Consider the following 22,333-nt stretch of genomic DNA (forward strand, 5'->3'; position numbering starts at 1 on the left):
GGCGTGGAGGGCACCGCGCCAGGAGCCTTGCTCAGCTGGGGTTCAGCAGATGCGTGGCAGTTGTTCTCCGATCGGGGTGTCGACGACGCGGGTGGCGCCGAAAGCGGTCTTGGTGACGACCATGCCGGGGTGGTCGGGGACGCATTCGCCGATGACGGCGGCGTCGGCGCCCAGCGGGTGGGCGCGCATGGTGGCGAGCAGTTCGTCGGCCTGGTCCCGGGCGACGATCGCGAGGAGTTTGCCCTCGTTCGCGACGTACAGCGGGTCGAGGCCGAGGAACGAGCAGGCGTTGGCGACCGTTTCGGGGATCGGGAGATTGCGTTCGGTCAGTTCGATACCGACGCCGGCCGCCTTGGCGATCTCGTTGAGCGAGGTGGCGACGCCGCCGCGGGTCGGGTCGCGCAGGACGTGCAGGTCGGGAGTGGTGTCGAGCATCGCGGCGACCAGGCCGTTCAGCGGCGCACAGTCGGAGACGACCTCGGTGCCGAACGAGATGCCTTCACGGACGCTCATGATCGCGATGCCGTGCACCCCGATCATGCCGCTGATGATCACCACGTCTCCTGCCGCGGCGCGCTGCGGACGGATGTCGACGCCGTCCCGGACCAGTCCGATCCCGGCGGTGTTGATGTAGACGCCGTCGCCGTGACCGGTGTCGACGACCTTGGTGTCACCGGTCGCGACGATCACACCGGCCAGCTCGGCCGCCGTACCGAGGTCCTTCGCGATCCTGCCGACGACGGAGAGCTCGACGCCTTCCTCGAGGATGAAGCCGCAGGACAGGTACGCCGGCTGGGCGCCGGACATCGCCAGGTCGTTGACCGTGCCGTTGACCGCGAGATCGCCGATGCTGCCGCCGGGGAAGAACAACGGCTGGACGACGAACGAGTCGGTGGAGAACGCCAGGTGGGCACCGCCGAGGGTGACCACGGCCGAATCCGTCAACCCCGCCAGCAACGGATTCGAGAACGCGGGCACGAACAGGTGCTCGATCAGTTCCGCCGACATCTGTCCGCCGCCCCCGTGCCCCATCACCACGGTCGGGTGGTCACGAAGCGGCAGCGGACAGGTCCACCCGTCGAAGCTCGGCGGGTCGGGCATCGCTGGATCCGGAAGCATCACCTGCTCAGCCAACAGAACTCACCTCCTTGTTCTCAGCCGAGGTTGCCGACGACGCGGCCGGGGTCTGCAGGCGGCGGTAGAGGTAGTAGGCGGCGCAGGCGCCTTCGGAGGAGACCATGGTGGCGCCCAGCGGGTTGCGCGGAGTGCAGAGCGTGCCGAAGGCCTCGCACTCGTGGGGTTTGATGTGCCCCTGGAGGACTTCGCCGCTGCGGCAGACGGTGGATTCGAGCGTCTTGATGTCGCGGACCTGGAACCTGTACTCCGCGTCGTACTCCCGGTAGCGCTCGGACAGCCGCCAGCCGCTCTGCGGGATCATCCCGATTCCCCGCCAGGCCCGGTCGGTGCTCTCGAACACGTCGGCCAGCATCGCCTTCGCCGCCGGGTTGCCCTCGTCGCGGACCGCCCGCCGATACGCGTTCTCCAGCGTGTGTTCGCCGTTCTCCAACTGGATCACCGTGCGCAGGATCCCGGCCAGGATGTCCAGTGGCTCGAACCCGGTCACCACGATCGGCACTTTGTACTTCTCGGTCAGCTCCGGGTACTCCTCGACGCCCATCACGCTGCACACGTGCCCGGCGGCCAGGAACGCCTGTACCCGGCAGTTCGGCGACTGCATGATCGCCTCGATCGCCGGCGGCACCCGGACGTGCGAGACCAGCAGGCTGAAGTTCTCGATGCCCAGCTTCTTGGCCTGGTACACGGTCATCGCGTTCGGCGGCGCGGTCGTCTCGAACCCGATCCCGAAGAACACCACCTGCTTGTCCGGGTTCTCCCGGGCCAGGTTGAGCGCGTCCAGCGGCGAGTACACCACCCGCACGTCCCCGCCCTCGCTCTTGATCCGGAACAGGTCACGCCCACTTCCCGGAACGCGCAGCATGTCACCGAAGGAGCAGAAGATGACACCGGGCTGGGAGGCGATCTCCAGCGCCTTGTCGATGATCTCCAGCGGCGTCACGCAGACCGGGCAGCCCGGCCCGTGGATCATCTCGACACCGTCGGGGAGCAACTGGTCGATCCCGTGCCGCACGATCGTGTGGGTCTGACCACCGCAGACCTCCATCATCGCCCACGGCCTGGTGACGGTCGCGTGGATCTGGTCGACCAGCCGCTTGGCCAGCTCCGGATCACTGAACTCCGCGAGATATTTCATGCCAACTCCTCCTTCGGCAGCTCGGTGCCCGGCGGCCGGCGTTCCCCGGCCTGCTGTGCGGCGATCCCCCAGTGGTCGCCGAACTCCTCCTCGAGCGCGCCCAGCGACCGATACAGCGCCAGTGACTGCATCGCCGACTCCTCGTCCAGCCGCTGCAGCGCGAAACCGACGTGCACGATCGTGTACTCACCGACCTGCAGGTCGGGCAGATACGCCAGGCAGACGTCCTTGATCACCCCGCCGAAATCGACCTTGCCCATCCGGGTGTCGTCCTCGTCGCGGATCTCCACCACTCGTCCCGGGACCGCTAGACACATGCTGTTTGCTCCTTCCGTGCCGGGACGCGGGCCGCGACGGCCAGCTGCCCGAGTGCGAGTCCTGCATCGGTAGGCGGCACCCGGCGCGGCCGCAACACCTCGAAACCGGCCGCCGACAACGCCCTGGTGCTTGCCGAGAGCAACAACCGGTTGGCGAACACCCCGCCGGACAGCGCGACCGTGTCCGGCCCGGACGCGGCCCTGACCTGCTCGGCGGTCGTCACCATCACGTCCGCGACCGCCTGATGGAACCGGGCCCCGATCACACCGGCCGCGACACCGTCGAGAACATCCCGTACCACGGCCGCGAGGACCGGCTCCGGATCGATCATCCCGGCCCCGACCGCGAACTCGTACCCGTGCTCGCCGGGATGGTCGACGGCCAGCCCTTCCAGCTCGATCGCCGCCTGCGCCTCGTAGCCGACCCGATGACACACCCCGGCCAGCGACGACACCGCGTCGAACAACCGCCCCATACTCGAGGTCGGCGCACAGGCGACATCCCGCTCCAACTGCACCCGCAGCAACTCCTGCTCGGTACACGCCTTCACGGCCGGCAGTCGCGCATCCCAGGGCAGCCCAGCCGCCACCAGATGCGACAACGCCATCCGGCAGGGATTCAGTACGCCGGCATCCCCACCCGGCAACTGCACATAGCTCAGATGCGTATACCGCTCGAAACCCTCGTAGTCCGCAAGCAGCACCTCGCCGCCCCAGACCGCCCCGTCATCGCCGTACCCGGTGCCGTCGAAAGCGAAGCCGATCACCCGCCCACCGTCGTACGCGTGCTCGGCCAGCACCGAGGCGATGTGCGCATGGTGATGCTGTACGCCGACCACCGGCCGCCCCTCAGCATGCGATTCCGCCCACTGCCGAGACCGGTACGACGGATGCTTGTCGGTCACCAGCACCTCGGGCCGTACGCCGGTCAACTCCTCCAAGTGCTGCTCAGCGCGCTCGAAGGCCCGCAGTGTCGACAAGTCGTCCATGTCACCGACATGCGCCGAAAGCCAGGCGTACCGGTCGTCGCCCAGGCAGAAGGTGTTCTTCAGGTCTCCACCGACCGCCAGCGCGGGCCGGACCGGCAGCGGCAAGGCGATCGGGAACGGTGCATAACCCCGGGACCGGCGGATCGGCAGCTCGATCCCGTCGACCATCCGCACCACCGAGTCGTCGCAGGGCACGTGGATCGGCCGGTCGTGCCCGAGCCAGGCATCCGCCAACGGTGCAAGGCGATCACGAGCCTCCTCGTCCGAGGTCACGATCGGCTCGCCGGACAGGTTGCCGCTGGTCAGCACCAGCACACAGGCACCCGGCTGGTCGAACAGCAACCGGTGCAACGGCGTGTACGGCAGCATGATGCCGACATCCGGGTTGCCCGGGGCAACTTGTTCGGCCAGGCAGGTTCCCGGCCGACGGCGAGCCAGTACGATCGGCCGGCGATGATCGGTGAGCAGCCGGACCTCGTCCTCGTCGAGGTAAGCGAGCCGCCGCGCGGTATCGAGATCCGCGGCCATCACCGCGAAGGGTTTGTCGCCACGGTCCTTGCGCTTGCGCAGAGTCTCGACCGCGGCCGGGTCGGACGCGTCGCAGGCGAGGTGGAAACCGCCGAGCCCTTTCACCGCGAGGATCGAGCCGGCCTCGAGCAATTCGTGCGCACCGGCCAACGCATCCTCGTCGTACCGCGGTTCCTCGCCGGGCGCGGTCAGTTCGAGTCGCGGGCCGCAGTTCGGGCAGGCGATCGGCTGGGCGTGGAAACGGCGGTCGGCCGGATCGGCGTACTCGTGGGCGCACTCCGGGCACAGGTCGAACGAAGCCATCGTGGTGGCCGGCCGGTCGTAGGGCAGGCCGGTGATGATCGTGAACCGCGGTCCGCAGTTGGTACAGGTGATGAACGGATGGCGGTACCGGCGGTCGCCGGGGTCGGCGAACTCGGCCAGGCAGTCGTTGCAGGTGGCAACATCCGGCGACACCAGGGTCCGGCCGGGGCCGGTCGCGGAGTCCCGGATCACGAACGCCGTGCCGCCGATCACCGGCAGCGCGGTCGACAGCACTCGGTCGACCACGGCCAGCGGCGGCGCGTCCGCGTCCAACCGCGCCGTGAAGGAGGCGACAGCAGGTCCCGCACCCTCGACTTCGACGACGACGCCGGAGGAGGTGTTCGCCACTTGACCGGAGAGCCCGAGTTCGCGGGCGAGGGCATAGACGAACGGACGGAAACCGACGCCTTGAACAGCCCCGGACACGGTGATGCGGGCGCGGATGCGGGAAACCTGGTCGGTCGTGACACCCACCGCCTGTAGTGAAATTGTCAGGTTGACGTTTCTACCAGGCCGCTCGCAATGGCGAATTCGGTCATCAACGGATTCTTTTCGCAGCCTAGACCTCACCCGTCGACCACACCAGTGCGGTCGCCGGGCAATTACTGGTGACAAATTCAACCAGCAGGCGGCCGGCCGAAGACGGCGTGCACGCGGCGCAGGTCGCGCAACCGCGGCTCGGTGTCGCCGCGCAGCCAGCGACTGATGGTCCGGACCGAGACCCCGATCCGGCGGGCGGCCGCCTCCTGGGAGAGCCCCTGCCGGCTGAGCACCGCGGTCAGCCACGCGGCGAACGGCTCGTCACCGACCCGGGGCGGGATCGTCCTGCGCCCGGCACCGTGCAGCACCTCGACTTCCAGCCCGGCAGGGAAGATCCGCACGGTGACGTCGAAGACGCCGTCGTCCGGTCCGGCCGCCGCCAGGATCGCGGCGGTGATGGCGTCGTACAGCGCGCCGCCCTCGGCGGGCTCTAGGCCCATCGGCTCCAGCGCCTCGCGGACGAACAGCTCGGCGTCCGGCAGCGAGCCCGGTCGCGCCGGGAAGGTGTGCGAGACGACGACCACCGGCGACACGAACAGACCGGCGTCGTCGCCCGGCAGGGGAATGTCGGACGGCGGCACATTTCCAGCTTAGGCTTACCTAATCGCAGAAGATATCCGTCCTGAATTCGGGGAATCCCGGATTTCCGGAACCGGACATTAATACCCGACACAAGTGTCTGTCCCGGTGCGGGATCGGGACGTACTGTCCGAGAAGAACTCCCTTAGGAGGTTCGGACACCCATGTCGATGACCCTGGAACCGGAACAGGCGCAGGACGCGGCCGACGAGGGTGTCGTGCACATCCTCTGGATGAACGGTGGACTCAGCTGCGACGGGGACTCGGTCGCGCTCACCGCCGCGACCCAGCCCAGTATCGAGGAGATCGTCCTCGGCGCGTTGCCGGGACTGCCGAAGATCGCGGTGCACTGGCCGCTGATCGATTTCGAGTGCGGCCCGGAGACCGGCGCCGACAACTTCATCGAGTGGTGGCACAAGGCCGACCGCGGTGAGCTCGAACCGTTCGTGCTGGTGGTGGAGGGCTCGATCCCGAACGAGGCGATCAAGTCCGAGGGCTACTGGGCGGGTTTCGGCAACAACCCGGCGACCGGGCAGCCGATGAAGACGTCGGAGTGGCTGGACCGGCTGGCCCCCAAGGCGACCGCGGTCGTTGCCGTCGGCACCTGCGCGGCGTACGGCGGGATTCACGCGATGGCCGGGAACCCGACCGGCGCGATGGGTGTTCCGGACTACCTCGGCTGGAGCTGGAAGTCGAAGGCGGGCCTGCCGATCGTCTGTGTGCCGGGCTGCCCGATCCATCCGGACAACCTGTCGGAGACGCTGGTGTACCTGCTGTACCAGGTGGCCGGCCAGGCGCCGATGATCCCGCTCGACGCCGAACTGCGACCGCAATGGCTGTTCGGTGCCACCGTGCACGAAGGCTGCGACCGGGCCGGGTACTACGAACAGGGCGACTTCGCCAAGGAGTACGGCTCGCCGAAGTGCCTGGTGAAGCTGGGTTGCTGGGGACCGGTGGTGAACTGCAACGTGCCCAAGCGGGGCTGGATCAACGGGGTCGGCGGCTGTCCCAACGTGGGCGGCATCTGCATCGCCTGCACGATGCCGGGCTTCCCGGACAAGTTCATGCCGTTCATGGACGAACCACCGGGCAGCAGGGTCTCGGTGGCCGCGAGCACCGTCTACGGCACGGTCATCCGGCGGCTGCGCAGAATCACCCAGAACACCGCGAACAAAGAACCCAAATGGCGGCACAAAGGATCCACCCTGACGACCGGCTACGAAAAGGTGATCCAGCCATGACCACGACTGATCCGAAGGTAGAACAGCACCTGACCCCCGAGGCCGGCGCGGACTCCGACGTCGTCGAGATGGCCTGGGACCCGATCACCCGGATCGTCGGCAGCCTCGGCATCTACGCCAAGGTGAACTTCAAGAACAAGACGGTCGAGGAATGCCACAGCACCTCGTCGATCTTCCGCGGCTACAGCATCTTCATGAAGGGCAAGGACCCGCGCGACGCGCACTTCATCACCAGCCGGATCTGCGGCATCTGCGGCGACAACCACGCGACCTGCTCGGTCTACGCGCAGAACATGGCGTACGGCGTGGCGCCGCCGCACCTCGGGGAGTGGATCGTCAATCTCGGCGAGGCCGCGGAGTACATGTTCGACCACAACATCTTCCAGGAGAACCTGGTCGGGGTGGACTACTGCGAGCGGATGGTCAAGGAGACCAACCCCGGCGTGCTGGAACTGGCGAACCGGACCGAGGCGCCGCACGCCGGCGACCACGGCTACCGGACCATCGGCGACATCATGCGCTCGCTGAACCCGCTCGAAGGCGACTTCTACCGCGAGGCGCTGCACGTCAGCCGGTACACCCGGGAGATGTTCTGCCTGATGGAGGGCCGCCACGTCCACCCGTCGACGCTCTACCCGGGCGGCGTCGGCACGGTCGCGACGATCCAGTTGTTCACCGACTACCTGACCCGGCTGATGCGCTACATCGAGTTCATGAAGAAGGTCGTGCCCTTGCACGACGACCTGTTCGACTTCTTCTACGAGGCGCTGCCCGGCTACGAGCACGTCGGCGAGCGGCGCATCCTGCTCGGCTGCTGGGGCAGTCTGCAGGACCCGGCGATCTGCGACTTCGACTACAAGACGATGAATGCCTGGGGCAAGCGGATGTTCGTCACCCCCGGCGTGGTGGTCGACGGCAAGCTGGTCACCAACAACCTGGTCGACATCAACCTCGGCCTGCGGATCCTGCTCGGCAGCTCGTTCTACGACGACTGGGCCGACGGCAGCCACGAGAAGTTCGTCGACAAGGACCCGCTGGGCAACCCGATCGACGTGCGGCACCCCTGGAACCAGCACACGATCCCGAAGCCGCAGAAGCGCGACTTCGCGAACGCGTACAGCTGGACGATGTCGCCACGCTGGTTCGACGGCAAGGATCACCTGGCACTCGACACCGGCGGCGGCCCGATCGCGCGGCTCTGGTCGACGGCGCTGTCCGGACTCGTCAACACCGACTACGTCCAGGCCACCGGCCACAGCGTGAAGATCCAGCTCCCCCGGACCGCGCTCAAGCCGGCCACGGAGTACGAGTGGAAGATCCCGCGGTGGAGCAACGCACTCGAGCGGAACCGGGCCCGGACCTACTTCCAGGCGTACGCCGCGGCGCTGGCGCTGCACTTCTGCGAGAAGGCGATGGCCGAGGTCAGGGCCGGCCGGACCGAGACCTGGACCCCGTTCAAGGTGCCCGACAATGCGATCTCGTGCGGCTTCACCGAGGCGGTCCGGGGCGTCCTGTCGCACCACATGGTGATCCGCGACGGCAAGATCGCGAACTATCACCCGTATCCGCCGACCCCGTGGAACGGCAGCGTCCGGGACTCCTACGGAACACCGGGCCCCTACGAGGACGCCGTACAGAACACGCCGATCTTCGAGGAGAACCCGCCGGACCGGTTCAAGGGCATCGACATCATGCGGGCCGTGCGCAGCTTCGACCCGTGTCTGCCCTGCGGGGTGCACATGTACGTCGGCAACGGGCGGGAGAAAACGCATCTCCATTCGCCCACGCTCGCGGTGAAGCCCTACTGAGATGGAGCGTCGCGACGCGCAGGCGCTGAGCGAACGGATCGACGTGCTGCTGGACGAGGTTCAGCGGCGCGCCGAGCCCGAGGTCAGCGAGAAGGTCGAGGAGCTGGTCCGCGCCGTGCTGTCCCTGCACGGCGCGGGTCTCGAACAGCTGCTGGCGCGGCTGGACGAGAACCAGGTCCGCGACCTGCTGACCGATGACCTGGTCACCGGGATGCTGCTCCTGCACGACCTGCATCCCGACGACGTGGCCACCAGGATTCAAGGGGCGCTGGACAGCGTCCGGCCCTATCTGGGCTCGCACGCAGGCGGCATCGACTATCTCGGGATCGATGACGACGGGATCGTGCATCTGCGGTTGCAGGGCAGCTGCGAAGGCTGCCCGGGATCGACCGCGACCGTCCGGCTGACCGTCGAGAACGCCGTCCTCGATGCCGCTCCCGAAGCCGTCGCGGTCGACGTCGAAGGGATGGTCGCCGCCGAGAAGCAGACGTTGCTGACGATCGAGCCGTACCGCGGCAGCCAGGACAGCGAGGGCTGGCACCGGGTCGAGCTGGTGACCGCCTCCGGGCAACTGCAGAAGCTGGTGGTTGCCGACCTGGAGCTGCTGATCGCGAACCTCGACGGCACCTTCGTTGCCTATCGCAACAACTGCCCCGTCTGCTCGTCCCCTTTGCAGCACGGCACGCTGACCGGCGACGAGCTCAGCTGTCCCCGCTGCACCGCCCGGTACGACGTACGCCTGGCCGGCCGGGCGCTCGCACCGGGCGGAGCGCCTGGCCTCGAAGCGCTGCCGCTGTTGCGCGACGGCACCGGCTGGAAGGTCGCGATCCCGGGAAGGCAACCGGCGTGAGACCTTCGTCGACGCTCCGCGCACTGGCGCGAGACAAGCCGCTCCCGCGTCGGGTGACCACCCCCGGCGCGGGTGCCTCGCTGGACGCGGGTTCGGTGGATCCGGTTGCGGTCCTGCGCGGCTTCACCGGCGGGGTTCGCCGGCAACTCTCACCAGGCGAGCAATGCGAGATGTGCGCGGTTCCGATCGGGCCGCAGCACCCGCACATCGCCGACGTACCGGATCACCGTCTGCTGTGCACCTGCCGGCCGTGCTACCTGCTCTTCAACGTGGAGGCGGCCTCACGCGGCCACTATCGCGCGGTACCGGAGAACTACCGCTACAACCGGGACTTCTCGATGACCTCGGCGCAGTGGGAGGCGCTGGGGATCCCGGTCAACCTGGCGTTCATGTTCCACCAGACGGATCAGGACCGGCACGTCGCGTTCTATCCGAGTCCCGGTGGTGCCACCGAGTCACTTCTCGACCTGGCCAGCTGGGACGAGGTGGTCGCCGCGGATCCGGTCCTGGGCGCGCTGATCCCGGACGTCGAGGCCGTGCTGTTGCGCCGGCTGGACGACGGGTTCGAGTGCTACCTGGTCCCGATCGACTCCTGCTACGAGTTGGTCGGGCTCGTCCGCCAGTACTGGGAGGGGTTCGCCGGCGGCGAGGAGGTCTGGGGACGGATCGACGAGTTCTTCGCCACGGTGAGGGAGCGGTGCCGTGGTTGACCTCGACTTCACCTGCACGGGCGCGGACGCCGACCGGTACGCCGCGACGCCGACCGTGCTGCTGCACCTGCGCGTCACCGAAACCACCGGTACGCCGGTGCACGCGCTCGCGTTGCGCTGCCAGATCCGGATCGAACCGATCCGGCGGCGCTACGACGACGCCGAAGGCGACGCGCTCGCGGACCTCTTCGGCGACCGGGCCCGCTGGGGCGAGACGCTGAAGCCGCTGCAACTCGCCTTCGTCACCCAGATGGTGCCCGGTTTCACCGGCTCGACCGAAGTGGATCTGCACCTGCCGTGCAGCTACGACTTCGACGTCGCCGCGCACAAGTACCTCTACGCGCTCCGCGACGGCGGGGCGCCGCTGCTGCTGTTGTTCAACGGCACGATCTTCACCGGCAAGCCCGGAACGCTCTCGGTCACTCCGGTGGCGTGGCAGAAGGAGACGTCGTACGCGTTGCCCGTGCCGGTCTGGCGCCAGGCGATGGACCAGCACTTCCCGGGCGCCGCGTGGTTGCGGTTGCGGCGCGACACCTTCGACAAGCTCTACGACTACCGCGCGAAAGAGGCCTTGCCGGGCTGGGACGACGCGATCGAACGACTGCTGAAGGAGAAGCTCGAATGACGTCCTCCTTCGACGACGTCCAGCAGATCGCGGATGCGCTGCTGTTCGAGGGCTACGTGCTCTACCCCTACCGGGCGTCGGACGGGAAGAACCGGGTGCGCTGGCAGTTCGGCGTGCTGATGCCGCCTGCCTACGGACTCGTCGACCCGTCCGAACGGACCTGGTCACAGACCGATTGCCTGCTCGACGGCGGCGAGGCCGTCCTCACGGTGCGAATCCGCTTCCTGCAGGCGCAACGGCGGACCGTGCTGGATGCCCTCGGCAACGAGGTGGATTCGTTGCGGACGGACGAGGCGTCGTATGTGTCGTGGGACGAGGCGGTCGAGCGGCAGGTCGACGTCTCGGTGGATCTGCAAGAACTGCCGTGTGAGAAGGCGTTCGAGGTCCCCGGCGGCGTCGTCGAGGAAACCGTCGGTGAGCTCGGGACCCTGCGGCGGACCCGGCAGCCGCTCACCGGAGTACTTGCCCTGAGCAAAGAGGAGCTACCCGGCCCGTACGGCGTGAACCGGCTGCGGTTGCGGCTGGAGAATCGAAGCCCCGGCGAGGACACCGACCGCGTGGACGCGTTGCGGCAGGCGTTGATCGCGCATCACCTGCTGGTCGCTGCCGACGGCGCCCGGTTCATCTCGCTGCTCGAACCGCCCGAGTGGGCCACCGGCTACGCGGCCGGCTGCGAGAACCTGGGGATCTTCCCGGTCCTGGCCGGTGACGTGGTGCTGTCGTCGCCGATCATCCTCTACGACCACCCGCGGATCGCGCCGGAGTCGCAGGGCGAGATGTTCGACGCGACGGAGATCGACGAGATCCTCAGCCTGCGGACGATGACGCTGACCGAGGAGGAGAAACGTGAGGTCCGTGGTACCGATCCACGCGCCGCGGCGATGCTGGACCGGGTCGACGCGATGCCGCAGGAGATCCTGGACCGGCTGCACGGCACAGTTCGCTATCTTCGCGCCGTCACCGCCGCTCCCGAACCGCCCCCGGCCGACGCGCCCTGGTGGGATCCCGGCAACGACGCCTCGGTATCCCCCGAGACCGACACGGTGATGGTCGGCGAGGTTGCCGTCGGCAACGGAGTTCGGGTGCGGCTGCGGCCCGGCGTACGGCGGGCCGACGCGCAGGACATGTTCCTGGCCGACCGGCTCGGGACCGTGGTCGCGGTGTTGTCGGACGTGGACGGCGAGACCCATGTCGCGGTCGCTCTCGACGGTGAGGAGGGCGAGGTGCAACGGTCGCACGGCCGGTACCTCTACTTCAGCCCGGACGAGCTCGAGCCACTGGTGGTTGCGCGATGAGGATCCTGGTGGCGGGGCTGGGCAACGTGTTCTGCAGCGACGACGCCTTCGGGGTCTCCGTGGTGGAGCAACTCGCCGGCCAGGAGTGGCCCGAAGGTGTCGAAGTACGGGACTTCGGCATCCGCGGCATCCATCTGGCCTACCAACTGCTCGAACCGTACGACCTGGTCGTGCTGATCGACGCCGTGCACCGCGACGGTCCCCCGGGCACGCTGTACGTCGTCGAGGCCGAGCCGGCGGCCGAACCCGGTCCCGAGGTGAGCATGGACGCCCACGATCTGGCTCCCGACGCCGTGCTCTCGCTTGTTCCGCGACTTGGTGGGACCTTGGGAACGGTGGTCGTGGTCGGCTGCGAACCAGCCGAGACGGGGACCGGGCTCGGACTCACCCCGGCCGTCGAGGCAGCGGTCGGAACCGCCGCCCAACTGGTGACCGACCTGGTCACCGGTCACGCCACCGCACCGGCCGAGGCGCCGGTGGGGGCGACAGAAGGGAAGCCGTGATGCGCTGGATCGTCCTCGGAGTCGTCGTCGTAGTGGTCGTCGGACTGGGCTGGGGTGCCGTTCCGGATGCCGTCCGGTACGTCCGGCTGAGGAACATGTAGCGGCCTATGTGTCTTGGCATCCCGGGACGCATCGTCGCCACCACCCCAGGCCTCGACCTCGGTCAGGTCGAGGTGGCCGGTGTGGTGCGCGAGATCAACCTCGCGCTGCTCGACGGGCCGTTCGTACCGGGCGAGTACATCTTGATCCACAGCGGCTTCGCGCTCGAACGGATGAGCCCTGAGCGCGCCGCCGACGCGCTGGCGTTCTTCGGCGGCGAGTGATGACGGCCGGCCCGGTCCTGTTCGCCCGGTACGCCCTCGCCCCGAACCGACTCGGCTACTGCGGCCCCACGGACAGCGCGGCCCTGCTGGCCAACGGTGCGCGGGCCGGCGCTGGAGCGCGCCACCTGGGACCGACCGCGGCCGACGGCGAGGCGATGGCCGTACTCCGGGAGCTGGCCCGCCAATTCGAGGGGGCCTGGCCTTACCTGGAGTTGATCGCCCGTGCGACCGGCATTCGTGACCCGCTCGACACGCGAGTTGTTGAGGCGTACTGGGTGGGGAATCCCCTGCTGGAGGACGTGGGTACGCCGTTCACGGCAGGTGGCAGGCCACACCACAGCTACCAGGTGTTCTCCGTCTACCCCTGGGCCGGGCTGCTCGGCGACGAACGCAGTACCGGCCAGGCGTTGCACGTACTCGATCAGTGCCGGATCCGGTGGGGGCGAGTCGTCGCCGACACCGGTGACCAGGTCGTCGTGCAGTCCCGGCCGCTCACCTGGAACGGCCGCGTCCTTGCGTTGGGCGCGGCTCGCGAGGAGACAGTGATCAGGTCGGCCGACGGCATCGACCTGCTCGGTCGCCTGCGGGCCGGCGACTGGGTTTCTCTGCACTGGCAATGGATCTGCGACCGGCTCGACCTCGCCCGGCTGACCGCGTTGCGCGACTACTCGGCGTACCACCTCGGCATTGCCAACGACCGTCTCACCTTGGTCTAGCCGAGCGGGCCGGTACGTCGGGGCCGAGGATCCAGTTGCCGGTCCGGATCGGGGGCAGCTGAGGATGGGCGACGTCCGGGTGATCCGGCTCCCAGTGGCTCGCCTGGTCGGTGAGGCCGAGCAGGTAGGTGACGGTGCAGTCCAGCGCCGCGGCGAGCTCCGGCAGCCGGACGACGTCGACGCCGGCACCGTGCTCGAAGCTGCTCAGGGTCTTGTTGGTGGTGCGGATCCCCTGGCGGCCCAGCCTGGTCACGACCTGCTTCTGGGTCAGCCCCAGCTGCAGCCGGCGGGCCCGCAACCGGTGCGAGACGATCAGGTGCCGATCGACCGACAGGTCGTCGGTGTCACTGAACATCCGGACTCCTCCCGTCCCTGCCACCATCCTCCGCGGGGCGTTGGTCCGTCAATCGTCAGCGGTCCATCTCGGCCAGCGCGTGCACGGTGTAGCGGGCGAAGTTGAACACCGGCGCCCGGCCGAGCAGCCGCTCGAACTCCTCGTGGGAGTCGACGTCGTAGATCCAGGCGCCGCCGTGCGAGCCGACGACGTGGTACCGCGAGAGCACCTTGCCCTCGCGCTGCAGGCGTTCGCCGTACTCCGGCATGGAGCCCACCGCGCGCGCCATCTCCGGCGAGAGCAAACTGAGCTCCATCTGCCAGATCACCAGGAACTTCATCTGGTCAGGATCGCAGATGAAGCCTTCGGGCGGCTTCGGCGATCGAGCCGGAGACCGAGGGGTAGACGGTGAAGGACTGGGCCATCTGGTCGACGGTGAGGCGGGCGCCGACGGCCAGGGAGATCGGGTGGATGAGTTCGCTGGCGCGGGGCGCGACCACCACGCCGCCGACGACGATGCCGGTGTTGGGCAGGCAGAAGAGCTTGACGAAGCCGTCCCGGACGCCCTGCATCTTGGCCCGGGCGTTGTCGGCGAGCGGCACCTTGACGACCATCGCCGTACTGCCACCGGCGTCCAGTGCGGCCTGGGTCAGGCCCACGGTGGCGATCTCGGGCGCGGTGAAGACGTTCGACGAGACGGTCGACTGGTTCAGCGGGGCCACCGCGTCGCCGAGCGCGTGCGACATCGCGATCCGGCCCTGCATCGCGGCGACCGAGGCGAGCATCAGTACGCCGGTGCAGTCGCCCGCCGCGTACACCCCGCGGGCCGACGTCCGGGAGACCCGGTCGACGGTGATGAAGCCGCCGTCGCCGAGCGACACGCCCGACTCGACGAGCCCCATGTCCTCGGTGTTCGGCAGCGAACCGACCGCGAGCAGCGCGTGCGAGCCCTCGACCGTCCGGCCGTCGGTGAGCGTGACGACGACGCCGTCGCCCTGCCGGCGGACCGACTCGGCCCGGGACTTGCCGAGCACCGTCATCCCGCGCCGCTTGAAGACGTCCTCGAGCACGGCGGCCGCGTCCTGGTCCTCCCCGGGCAGCACCCGGTCCCGCGAGGAAACCAGCACCACGTCGCTGCCGAGCGCGTCGTACGCGCTGGCGAACTCGGCGCCGGTGACACCTGACCCGACAACGATCAGCCGCTCGGGCAGTTCCTCGAGCTCGTAGACCTGCTCCCAGGTCAGGATCCGCTCGCCGTCGGGCTCGGAACCCTTGAGAATGCGCGGCCTTGCCCCGGTGGCGATCAGCACGACATCGGCGTCCAGCCGCTCGTCACCGACGACGACCGTCTCCGGGCCGTCGAGCCGGCCGCGGCCGTGGATCACCCGGACCTTGTCGTCGGCCAGCCGGCGGCTGATCCCCTCGGACTGAGCCGTCGCCAGCGCCTTGACCCGCTTGTTGACGACGGAGAGATCGACACGCACGGAGTTGGCCGGGTCGTCGTCGCCGTCCTCGAGCCGTACGCCGAGCTGGCCCGCTTCCTCGACCTCGGTCATCACCTCCGCGGTGGCGATCAAGGTCTTGCTCGGAACGCAGTCCGTGAGCACGCACGACCCGCCGATCCCGTCGGAGTCGACGACTGTCACCTCCGCCCCTAATTGGGCGGCCGCACTCGCCGCTTCGTACCCGCCAGGACCGCCACCGATGATCACAACTCGCGCCACGAGACGCCATTGTTCCGTATCCTGTGATCTCGTGACCCTGTACGCCGCGTTTGCGTCGAATCTGGACCCGAATCTGATGGCCGAGCGGTGCCCGTTCTCGCCCCTGCGCGGGACCGGGTGGATCGTCGGCTGGCGCCTCACCTTCGGTGGCGAGGAGCTCGGCTGGGAGGGCTCGATGGCGACCGTCGTCGAGGACCCGGCCGATCCGACGAACCAGGTGTTCGTCGCGCTCTACGACATCCACCCCAAGGACGTCGAGCGGCTGGACGAGTGGGAATGGATCGACCAGGGCGTCTACCGCAAGATCCAGGTCCGGGTGCAGACCCTGGACGGCGAGCAACTGGCCTGGATGTACGTCCTCAACGCCTACGAGGGCGGCCTGCCGTCCGCCCGCTACCTCGGCATCCTCGCCGAGGCCGCCGAAGCCGCCGGGGCCCCCGACGACTACGTCGCAGACCTCCGCGCCCGGCCTTGCCAGTCCTCGGGACACTAGCTCTCCGCGCTGTATCTTGCGGTGGTGACCGTCAATGATGATGTTCGTGCCGCCGCCGAAGCCTGGTTGAGCGAAGACCCCGACCCTGACACCCGCGCTGAGCTGCAGGAGTTGCTCGACGCAGGTGCCGACGAGGAGCTGGCCGACAGGTTCAGCGGGACGCTGGAGTTCGGTACCGCGGGGCTGCGCGGCGCCGTGGGTGCGGGGCCCAACCGGATGAACAGAGTCGTCGTGATTCGCGCCGCTGCCGGGCTGTGCGCCTACTTGAAGGCGAACGGGCTCACCGACGGTCCGGTGCTGATCGGGTACGACGCGCGGCACAAGTCGGACATCTTCGCGCAGGACACCGCCGCGGTGGTCCGCGGCGCCGGGCTGGACGCAGTACTGCTGGACCGCCCGACTCCGACGCCGGTCGTCGCGTTCGGGATCAGGCATCTCAAGGCCGTCGCCGGTGTCGTCGTGACGGCGTCGCACAATCCGCCGCAGGACAACGGCTACAAGGTGTACCTCGGCGACGGCTCCCAGATCGTGCCACCGGCCGACAGCGAGATCGCCGCCGCCATCGACGCGGTCGGCCCGCTGGCTTCCGTACCGCGGGGTGACGACTGGCAGACGGCCGGGGACGACCTGCTCGGCGCTTACCTGGATCGCATCGCGACCTTGGTTCCCGCGGACGCCCCGCGCGATCTGGACGTCGCCTACACCCCGCTGCACGGGGTCGGCCGGGCTCTGGTCGAGCAGGCGGTGGCGCGCGCAGGGTTCGCAGTACCGGCGATTGTTGCTTCACAGGCTGATCCGGATCCGGACTTCCCGACCGTCTCCTTCCCCAACCCCGAGGAGCCGGGCGCGATCGACGCCGCGCTGGACCTGGCCCGCGCCGAAGGATCCGACATCGCTGTCGCGAACGACCCCGACGCGGATCGCTGCGCGGTCGCCGTACCGGATCCTGCCGCGGCTGGTGGGTGGCGGATGCTGCGGGGGGACGAACTCGGTGGACTGCTCGGCGAGTTCCTGCTGTCGTCCTCGCCGGACGGCGTGGCCGCGTGCTCGATCGTCTCGTCGTCTCTGCTGAGCAAGATCGCGGCGGCGTACGGCGTGCGGTACGCCGACACGCTCACCGGGTTCAAGTGGATCGGGCGCGTTCCCGACCTGGTCTTCGGCTACGAAGAGGCCCTCGGGTACTGCGTGGATCCGTCGGCCGTGAAGGACAAGGACGGCATTTCGACGCTGATCCGGGTGCTGCAACTCGCGGCGCGGGCGAAGGCCGACGGGCGAACCCTGCTCGATCTGCTGGACGACCTGGCGAAGAAGTACGGGCTGCACGCGACGGACCAACTGTCCGCGCGGGTGGAGGACCTGAGCCTGATCTCGGCCGCGATGGACCGGTTGCGGGCGACTCCCCCGACCTCGCTCGGCGGGCACGCGGTCGAGCAGGTCGACGATCTGAACACCGCCTCCGAGACACTGCCGGCCACGGACGGCCTGCGGTACCACCTGTCCGAGGGCGCGCGCGTCGTCGTCCGCCCGTCCGGCACCGAGCCGAAACTCAAGTGCTACCTGGAAGTCGTCATCCCGGTCGAAGGCGACAACGTCGCAGCAGCTCGCGCACAGGCCGCAGCGGAGCTGTCGGCGATCAAGCGGGACCTCGCGGGGGCTGCCGGCATTTAGCCGCCTCAACCACAACTGCGAGCTTGCTCGCGTGCCCGGCCCGGCTCCTCGCCCGCGTCTGCGCGGTGGGCGAGTGGCAGGTCTGTCTCTGGCTGGGAACGCGAGCAAGCTCGCAGTTGTGGATCAGCTGGTCAGCGAACTGCTGCTGCGGCTTCGGCCTGCTCGGCGCGCAGCGAGCTCTGCAGCGAGGAGTGCAGGATCCGCAGGGTGCTGGTCGACTGCATCAGCGCCTCGCGCTCGTCCGGGTTCCGGTTCGCCAGGTGAGTGATCTCGTTGATGCTCGCCTCGATCCGGCCGATCCGGTCGGCGACCGTGCCCTCACCGCTGCTGGCCCGCCGCACCGCCTCGGACGTGATCGTCCAGACGTCCTCGCGGTCGTTGGTCCGCCGGGACAGGTCGACCATCTGGCCGAGCGCGGCCAGATCGCTGTCCACCTGGTTCCGCTCGACCGGTTTGGTCAGTCCCGCGGTGGCCTTGCGCAGCCGGGTGACATGCGCGGACAGCTCGGACCAGCTGCAGGTACCACTCTTGATCTTGTCCAGCACCCGGGTGTACTCGGTGTTGAACTCGTCGTAGTTCACGATCCCTTGACTCCTGCCGTTCGTCGTTCGACACAAGACTGTAAGGCGTGCGGACCCGAAACACGGTAACCACACGATCGCAGATCGTGTACGTGTCGGCAAAACGCGAAGGCGCCCGGAATGCAGAACGCATTCCGGGCGCCTCGGGTTACACAGCTGGTCGGGGAACCTGTGCAGTGTTACCGAACTGCATCAGACTCCTTGCCGCCCAGGTCAGGCGATGCGGGTGCCGGGTGCCGACCAGGTCCGGCAACTGCCGGCGTGCTGGCCCTTGCCGTCGCCACTCCAGCCGGCCAGCGACCAGAAGTTGTGGTTGGTCCACGAGCCGTGGTCGCGCGGGTAGCCCGGCATGTCACCGGAGTGCGAGATCACGTAGCGCCACTGGGTGTACAGGCCGCCCGACATCGGGTACGCCTTCCGGTTCGCGCCGATGTAGGCCGAGCCGAGGCAGGAGGCCTGCAGCTCACGGCGACGGCTCTCGGCCAGGGCCGCGTCGCCGGTCATGTGCTGCTGGCGCCACCACGACGCGGTCAGGATGCTGGTCATCGACTGCACGTGGTGCCCGTACTCGTGCGCGATCGTGTTGGTCGCGTACGCGACGGCGAACGTCGGGTTCTGCGCGTAGTAGTTGACGATCTGGCGCCACGGGATGTAGATCGTGCCGCCACCCGCGGAGCAGTAGAACGAAGTCGGTCCGGTGACCGAGCCGCAGGCGGTGTTGATCGTGTTGTAGCCGTGCACGACCAGGCCGGGCTTGACGTCGTACCGACCGCCGGCCCGCCAGATCACCGGACGCCAGGCGGCGTACAGGCAGCGCACGAGTTCCTGCTCGAAGTACCGGACCCGGTACTCGGTGTTCAGCGTGACGTTCGGGCGCTTGCAGCCCGAGGCCGGGATGTACGGCGTGCTGTAGAGGCGGTTGTTGACGACCGCGTTGCGCGAACTGGTGGCGTTCCAGCCCGAGGTCGTTTCGATGCCCCGGGTCCCGGAGGTCGTCGGCGGCTTGACCGCGGCGCCCGGGATCGGGATCGGCTGCTCGGTCACGCCGGCCGGGGCGGCCTGCGCGCTCGGGACGGCGAGGGCCGCGCAACCGGCCATGGCGATCACGCCGACCAGTCCGCGCAGTTTCTTGCTGGAGAGGTTGTACATGCGCTCCACTCTCGAGTACTTGGGGGACTTACGGCCCCAATCTTGGATCACCGAAAGGTTCACCGGGGACGGACACGGGCTCGGACGCAGCTGTTCGGGCCGAAGTTCCCGTCACATCGAGAGTTTCCGCCCCAGAAACTCCAGGTGGTCAGGAAGCATGCGGCGCCAGTAACCAGCCGTGTGCAGCCCGGCCTCCATCCCGCCCTCGGCCGGCACCTCGGCCCGGAACTGCTCCGTCGCGGCCGCGAACGGATCATCACGCCCACAGTCGACCCGTACGGCGACCCCCGCGAGATCCGCCGCACGGCCGAAGAGCTGGTGTGCCTCGAAGTCGGCAGGACCGTCGTACGAGCCCGGTGCGGTGTCCTTCGCGTGACGCCAGAGGGCCGGGCTCATCGCGGCCGCCGCGACCACCCTGGGAGCTTTGACATCGGCGGCCAGCAGCAGAGCCCCGAAGCCACCCATCGACCAGCCGAGTACGCCGTACCGGCTGGTCAGCAGTCCGTGTTTCGCCAACAGGGGAAGGAATTCCTGGGTCAGCATCCGCTGCGGATCGTCACCGCTCGCGCGGGGATGCCAGTAGTTGTCGGCGCCCCCGTCGACGGTCGCGAGCGCGAACGGCGGAAGCCCGGCGGACACTGCGGCAGCGAGCTGGCGGTCGATGCCGAGGTCGTTGATCGCTGAGGTGTGATCGCCGCCGCGACCGTGCAGGACGAGCGCGACCGGCAGTCTCGCCGGCCGCTGATCGGGGTAGATGATCGACCAGCCGACCGTCGTACGGCGTGCTGCCGACTCGAAGCTGCCGGACACTACCCGACCCGGCGCCACGTCGGGGATCGTCCCGTCCTTGCCGGTCAGGCCCAGTACTTCGTGCGCCCGGGCCCGGCCTGGGATCACGCCGGCTTCGACCAGTCCCGTCGTACCGGCGAGTGCGCCGACTCCGGCGATCGCCGTGACCAGGAAGGTACGGCGGTTCAGCGGAAAAACTCCCCGAGCAGGGCGACCAGCGCGAGGACGGCGATGATCGACAGTTCGGGCCGGGCCCAGGTGGTGACGACCTCACCCTCGGCCGTCGGTCCGTACTGCTGCATGTGGCTCTCGATCCGGTCGACCACGAAGTCCGCGCGCGAGATCGAGCTGTCCGCCTTGAGCTTGCGGCCCCCGACCCGCTGCTTGCGCATGTCCCGCATCACCAACTGGACGCCGGGGCAGCGGATCTTGCCGAGCTCGGTGTGCACCCGGAGGATGTCGGTCACGTCGACGTCGGTGATCTTGTTCCACGGGACCTGGTGGTCGCGGAAATGGTTGCGGATCGTCAAGGCCTCGGGCGACAGGTTGATCGACGGCCGCACCAGCCCGGTGTATGCCAGCACCATCAGGATCCCGATCAGCCCGGCGACCATCAGCCCACCCGCGGTCCGCCACTCCAACACGATGTCGAGGAGCCCGAGCACGCCGATCCCCATCACCACCACACCGGTGATCCGGTTGGAGGTCGACAGGTACTGCTCGTTCACACTGGTCTTGGACTTCACCGGGACAAGGTAACCGCCCACCCCGACCCGAACCAGAATTCACCGGACACCTCACATACCAGTTAGGCCACGACGACCACGCACAGCAACCACCCGCACACGCCGGTCGGTCACGCGCCGAGGTCGAGGTTGAAGAGGTGCTTGGCGTTCCGGAGTGACTCGTCGACCGCCGCGAGGGCGTGCGGACGAACGTCGCGTTCGTACTCCGGCAGCGAGCCGTCGGCCAAAGCCTCGGTCAAGCGGGCCGCATCCCACAGCGCAGTGTTCGCACCGGCGCCGGCTGACGGCAGCATCGGGTGGACGGCGTCGCCCAGCAGGGTGATCCTTCCCGTCGGCCAGGAAGCGATCTCCGTACAGGTGCGCAAGGTGATCGGGAAGGCCGCGCTCGGATCGGCCGCCGCAACGAGCTCGCCGATCGCCGGGTGCCAATCGGCCACGTGCTTGGCCACCACACCCCACAGGTCACCGGGTGCCATGCCGAACAGTTCCTCGTCGGAGTGGCCGAGTTGCGCCTGCGTCCCGGTCATCACCGCCATCAGGTAGTCGCCGTACTCCTCCGGGGGCGTCCGGAACAGCACCGGCGCGAAGGCCGCACCCGGTCCCTGTCCGTCCGTGACGAAGCAGAATCCGCGCAGGAACGCATCTGGCGCGACACCCCGTACTGCGGGGGTCACCGGGATCTTGCCGTAGATACAGCGGATCCCGCTGTCGATCACCTCGAAGTCGGGCACGAGCTGTGCCCGGACCCGCGAGCCGACTCCATCAGCACCCACGAGGACATCGGCGGTCTCTGTGCTCCCGTCCGCGAAAGTCAGCTGGACGCGCCCGGCGGCCGTCTCGGCGTACGACGTGAACTGTTTGCCGAAGACGAGCACGTCGTCGAGCCCGGTCATCAGCGCCCGGCGGAACGCGTACCGGTCGATCGCACTGACCGTGTCCGGCCCGGCGCCCGGGTAGACCTGCTCGAAGGTCGGCGTCAGCGAGGTGTCGAACCCGGCCACCAGATCGCCCGGATGCGTCGCGGTCTCGATCACCCGGCGACGGACAACCTCCGGCAGTACGGCAGCCAGTGCCTGCTCGCCCACCTCACTGATGTGGATCCGGTAACCCTGCTTGCGAAAGCGCGCCGACGCGTCGCGCTCGTAGACCCGCACGTCGATGCCCGCCTGCTTCAACCCCTGGGCCAGCGCCAGCCCACCGACACCGGCTCCGATGATCGCCACCTGCATCTCTTCGCTCCTTATCATCCG

At 68.6% G+C, this 22,333-nt stretch carries 25 protein-coding genes; 12 read left to right on the forward strand and 13 right to left on the reverse strand.

From position 1 onward, the window contains the following. Positions 1–42: 42 nt before the first annotated feature. The 5 genes from hypE to EV138_RS10530 form a co-directional block, all read right to left on the reverse strand. A complete protein-coding gene (gene hypE, locus EV138_RS10510; protein WP_238158057.1) occupies positions 43–1,134 on the reverse strand; it encodes a hydrogenase expression/formation protein HypE in 1,092 nt (363 codons plus the stop codon). Beyond that, positions 1,127–2,272: a hydrogenase formation protein HypD gene (hypD, locus tag EV138_RS10515; RefSeq protein WP_133978190.1), complete on the reverse strand. Its 1,146-nt coding sequence runs from the start codon at positions 2,270–2,272 to the stop codon at positions 1,127–1,129. The genes hypE and hypD overlap by 8 nt, the downstream gene beginning before the upstream one ends. After that, positions 2,269–2,589 carry a HypC/HybG/HupF family hydrogenase formation chaperone gene (locus EV138_RS10520; RefSeq protein ID WP_133978191.1) on the reverse strand — a complete coding sequence of 107 codons (321 nt, stop codon included), beginning with the start codon at positions 2,587–2,589 and terminating at the stop codon, positions 2,269–2,271. Before EV138_RS10520 ends, hypD begins: the two co-directional genes overlap by 4 nt. Further along, positions 2,580–4,883 carry a carbamoyltransferase HypF gene (gene hypF / locus EV138_RS10525; RefSeq protein ID WP_202866686.1) on the reverse strand — a complete coding sequence of 768 codons (2,304 nt, stop codon included), beginning with the start codon at positions 4,881–4,883 and terminating at the stop codon, positions 2,580–2,582. Before hypF ends, EV138_RS10520 begins: the two co-directional genes overlap by 10 nt. Positions 4,884–5,026: 143 nt before the next feature. Then, complete coding sequence (locus EV138_RS10530; protein ID WP_133978192.1) at positions 5,027–5,530, reverse strand: helix-turn-helix domain-containing protein; 504 nt, start codon at positions 5,528–5,530, stop codon at positions 5,027–5,029. 162 nt (positions 5,531–5,692) lie between these two features. On the opposite strand from EV138_RS10530, the gene EV138_RS10535 reads away from it, so the two are divergent. From EV138_RS10535 to EV138_RS10575, 10 genes are read left to right on the forward strand one after another with little or no spacing between them, the layout of a single operon-like run. Next, entirely contained in the window at positions 5,693–6,769 is a 1,077-nt protein-coding gene (locus EV138_RS10535; RefSeq protein WP_202866687.1) for an NADH-quinone oxidoreductase subunit B family protein, read from the forward strand. Beyond that, positions 6,766–8,577, forward strand: a complete 1,812-nt coding sequence (locus tag EV138_RS10540) for a nickel-dependent hydrogenase large subunit (RefSeq protein WP_133978193.1) — start codon at positions 6,766–6,768, stop codon at positions 8,575–8,577. The genes EV138_RS10535 and EV138_RS10540 overlap by 4 nt, the downstream gene beginning before the upstream one ends. A 1-nt stretch (position 8,578) precedes the next feature. Then, complete coding sequence (locus EV138_RS10545; RefSeq protein WP_133978194.1) at positions 8,579–9,427, forward strand: NifU family protein; 849 nt, start codon at positions 8,579–8,581, stop codon at positions 9,425–9,427. After that, positions 9,424–10,137 carry a DUF5947 family protein gene (locus EV138_RS10550; protein ID WP_202866688.1) on the forward strand — a complete coding sequence of 238 codons (714 nt, stop codon included), beginning with the start codon at positions 9,424–9,426 and terminating at the stop codon, positions 10,135–10,137. Before EV138_RS10545 ends, EV138_RS10550 begins: the two co-directional genes overlap by 4 nt. Next, complete coding sequence (locus EV138_RS10555; RefSeq protein ID WP_133978195.1) at positions 10,130–10,762, forward strand: DUF6084 family protein; 633 nt, start codon at positions 10,130–10,132, stop codon at positions 10,760–10,762. The genes EV138_RS10550 and EV138_RS10555 overlap by 8 nt, the downstream gene beginning before the upstream one ends. Continuing rightward, a complete protein-coding gene (locus EV138_RS10560; RefSeq protein WP_133978196.1) occupies positions 10,759–12,057 on the forward strand; it encodes a hypothetical protein in 1,299 nt (432 codons plus the stop codon). Before EV138_RS10555 ends, EV138_RS10560 begins: the two co-directional genes overlap by 4 nt. After that, entirely contained in the window at positions 12,054–12,560 is a 507-nt protein-coding gene (locus EV138_RS10565; protein ID WP_133978197.1) for a hydrogenase maturation protease, read from the forward strand. The genes EV138_RS10560 and EV138_RS10565 overlap by 4 nt, the downstream gene beginning before the upstream one ends. Next, entirely contained in the window at positions 12,560–12,661 is a 102-nt protein-coding gene (locus EV138_RS38655) for a DUF6893 family small protein (protein ID WP_439648973.1), read from the forward strand. Before EV138_RS10565 ends, EV138_RS38655 begins: the two co-directional genes overlap by 1 nt. 6 nt (positions 12,662–12,667) lie before the next feature. Continuing rightward, positions 12,668–12,883, forward strand: coding sequence for a HypC/HybG/HupF family hydrogenase formation chaperone (locus EV138_RS10570; RefSeq protein ID WP_133978198.1), 216 nt, complete (start codon positions 12,668–12,670; stop codon positions 12,881–12,883). After that, positions 12,883–13,599 (forward strand): DUF6390 family protein, encoded by a 717-nt coding sequence (locus tag EV138_RS10575; protein WP_133978199.1) that lies wholly within the window; start codon positions 12,883–12,885, stop codon positions 13,597–13,599. The genes EV138_RS10570 and EV138_RS10575 overlap by 1 nt, the downstream gene beginning before the upstream one ends. On the opposite strand, the gene EV138_RS10580 is transcribed toward EV138_RS10575, so the two are convergent. Genes EV138_RS10580 through EV138_RS10590 form a run of 3 tightly spaced genes read right to left on the reverse strand, consistent with a single transcriptional unit; the run spans position 13,586 to position 15,657 of the window. Next, on the reverse strand, positions 13,586–13,954 hold the full coding sequence (locus EV138_RS10580; RefSeq protein WP_166678548.1) for a helix-turn-helix domain-containing protein: 369 nt from the start codon (positions 13,952–13,954) through the stop codon (positions 13,586–13,588). The two genes, EV138_RS10575 and EV138_RS10580, sit on opposite strands and share 14 nt — an antisense overlap. 55 nt (positions 13,955–14,009) lie before the next feature. Beyond that, the gene (locus tag EV138_RS10585; RefSeq protein ID WP_133978201.1) at positions 14,010–14,273 is read right to left on the reverse strand and encodes a muconolactone Delta-isomerase family protein; all 264 of its coding nucleotides are present in this window, start codon (positions 14,271–14,273) and stop codon (positions 14,010–14,012) included. Between the two features lie 4 nt (positions 14,274–14,277). Continuing rightward, on the reverse strand, positions 14,278–15,657 hold the full coding sequence (locus EV138_RS10590; RefSeq protein WP_133978202.1) for an NAD(P)H-quinone dehydrogenase: 1,380 nt from the start codon (positions 15,655–15,657) through the stop codon (positions 14,278–14,280). Positions 15,658–15,688: 31 nt separating this feature from the next. Here EV138_RS10590 and EV138_RS10595 point away from each other — a divergent pair, with 31 nt between their 5' ends. Further along, positions 15,689–16,150 (forward strand): gamma-glutamylcyclotransferase family protein, encoded by a 462-nt coding sequence (locus EV138_RS10595; protein WP_112246482.1) that lies wholly within the window; start codon positions 15,689–15,691, stop codon positions 16,148–16,150. Positions 16,151–16,171: 21 nt separating this feature from the next. After that, positions 16,172–17,818 carry a phospho-sugar mutase gene (locus EV138_RS10600; RefSeq protein ID WP_133978203.1) on the forward strand — a complete coding sequence of 549 codons (1,647 nt, stop codon included), beginning with the start codon at positions 16,172–16,174 and terminating at the stop codon, positions 17,816–17,818. A 131-nt stretch (positions 17,819–17,949) separates the two neighbouring features. Here EV138_RS10600 and EV138_RS10605 read toward each other — a convergent pair whose 3' ends face one another. The 5 genes from EV138_RS10605 to EV138_RS10625 all read right to left on the reverse strand — a co-directional run bounded on the left by EV138_RS10605 (position 17,950) and on the right by EV138_RS10625 (position 22,312). Further along, positions 17,950–18,399 (reverse strand): hypothetical protein, encoded by a 450-nt coding sequence (locus tag EV138_RS10605; RefSeq protein WP_133978204.1) that lies wholly within the window; start codon positions 18,397–18,399, stop codon positions 17,950–17,952. Between the two features lie 213 nt (positions 18,400–18,612). Beyond that, a complete protein-coding gene (locus EV138_RS10610) occupies positions 18,613–19,548 on the reverse strand; it encodes a neutral zinc metallopeptidase (RefSeq protein ID WP_133978205.1) in 936 nt (311 codons plus the stop codon). 111 nt (positions 19,549–19,659) lie between these two features. Beyond that, positions 19,660–20,445 (reverse strand): alpha/beta hydrolase, encoded by a 786-nt coding sequence (locus EV138_RS10615; RefSeq protein ID WP_238158058.1) that lies wholly within the window; start codon positions 20,443–20,445, stop codon positions 19,660–19,662. A gap of 77 nt (positions 20,446–20,522) precedes the next feature. After that, a complete protein-coding gene (locus EV138_RS10620) occupies positions 20,523–21,083 on the reverse strand; it encodes a PH domain-containing protein (protein ID WP_133978207.1) in 561 nt (186 codons plus the stop codon). A gap of 110 nt (positions 21,084–21,193) precedes the next feature. Then, a complete protein-coding gene (locus EV138_RS10625; RefSeq protein WP_166678549.1) occupies positions 21,194–22,312 on the reverse strand; it encodes an FAD-dependent oxidoreductase in 1,119 nt (372 codons plus the stop codon). Positions 22,313–22,333: the final 21 nt, after the last annotated feature.

It is taken from the genome of Kribbella voronezhensis (genome assembly GCF_004365175.1).
GTDB classification, from domain to species: domain Bacteria; phylum Actinomycetota; class Actinomycetes; order Propionibacteriales; family Kribbellaceae; genus Kribbella; species Kribbella voronezhensis.

Coding starts and splice junctions, on each gene's coding strand:
- EV138_RS10560 (WP_133978196.1), top strand. CDS start 10,759: ATGACGTCCTCCTTCGACGACGTCCAGCAGATCGCGGATGCGCTGCTG.
- EV138_RS10545 (WP_133978194.1), top strand. CDS start 8,579: ATGGAGCGTCGCGACGCGCAGGCGCTGAGCGAACGGATCGACGTGCTG.
- EV138_RS10565 (WP_133978197.1), top strand. CDS start 12,054: ATGAGGATCCTGGTGGCGGGGCTGGGCAACGTGTTCTGCAGCGACGAC.
- EV138_RS38655 (WP_439648973.1), top strand. CDS start 12,560: ATGCGCTGGATCGTCCTCGGAGTCGTCGTCGTAGTGGTCGTCGGACTG.
- hypD (WP_133978190.1), bottom strand. CDS start 2,272: ATGAAATATCTCGCGGAGTTCAGTGATCCGGAGCTGGCCAAGCGGCTG.
- EV138_RS10610 (WP_133978205.1), bottom strand. CDS start 19,548: ATGTACAACCTCTCCAGCAAGAAACTGCGCGGACTGGTCGGCGTGATC.
- EV138_RS10625 (WP_166678549.1), bottom strand. CDS start 22,312: ATGCAGGTGGCGATCATCGGAGCCGGTGTCGGTGGGCTGGCGCTGGCC.
- EV138_RS10540 (WP_133978193.1), top strand. CDS start 6,766: ATGACCACGACTGATCCGAAGGTAGAACAGCACCTGACCCCCGAGGCC.
- EV138_RS10535 (WP_202866687.1), top strand. CDS start 5,693: ATGTCGATGACCCTGGAACCGGAACAGGCGCAGGACGCGGCCGACGAG.
- EV138_RS10570 (WP_133978198.1), top strand. CDS start 12,668: ATGTGTCTTGGCATCCCGGGACGCATCGTCGCCACCACCCCAGGCCTC.
- EV138_RS10585 (WP_133978201.1), bottom strand. CDS start 14,273: ATGAAGTTCCTGGTGATCTGGCAGATGGAGCTCAGTTTGCTCTCGCCG.
- EV138_RS10575 (WP_133978199.1), top strand. CDS start 12,883: ATGACGGCCGGCCCGGTCCTGTTCGCCCGGTACGCCCTCGCCCCGAAC.
- EV138_RS10580 (WP_166678548.1), bottom strand. CDS start 13,954: ATGTTCAGTGACACCGACGACCTGTCGGTCGATCGGCACCTGATCGTC.
- EV138_RS10520 (WP_133978191.1), bottom strand. CDS start 2,589: ATGTGTCTAGCGGTCCCGGGACGAGTGGTGGAGATCCGCGACGAGGAC.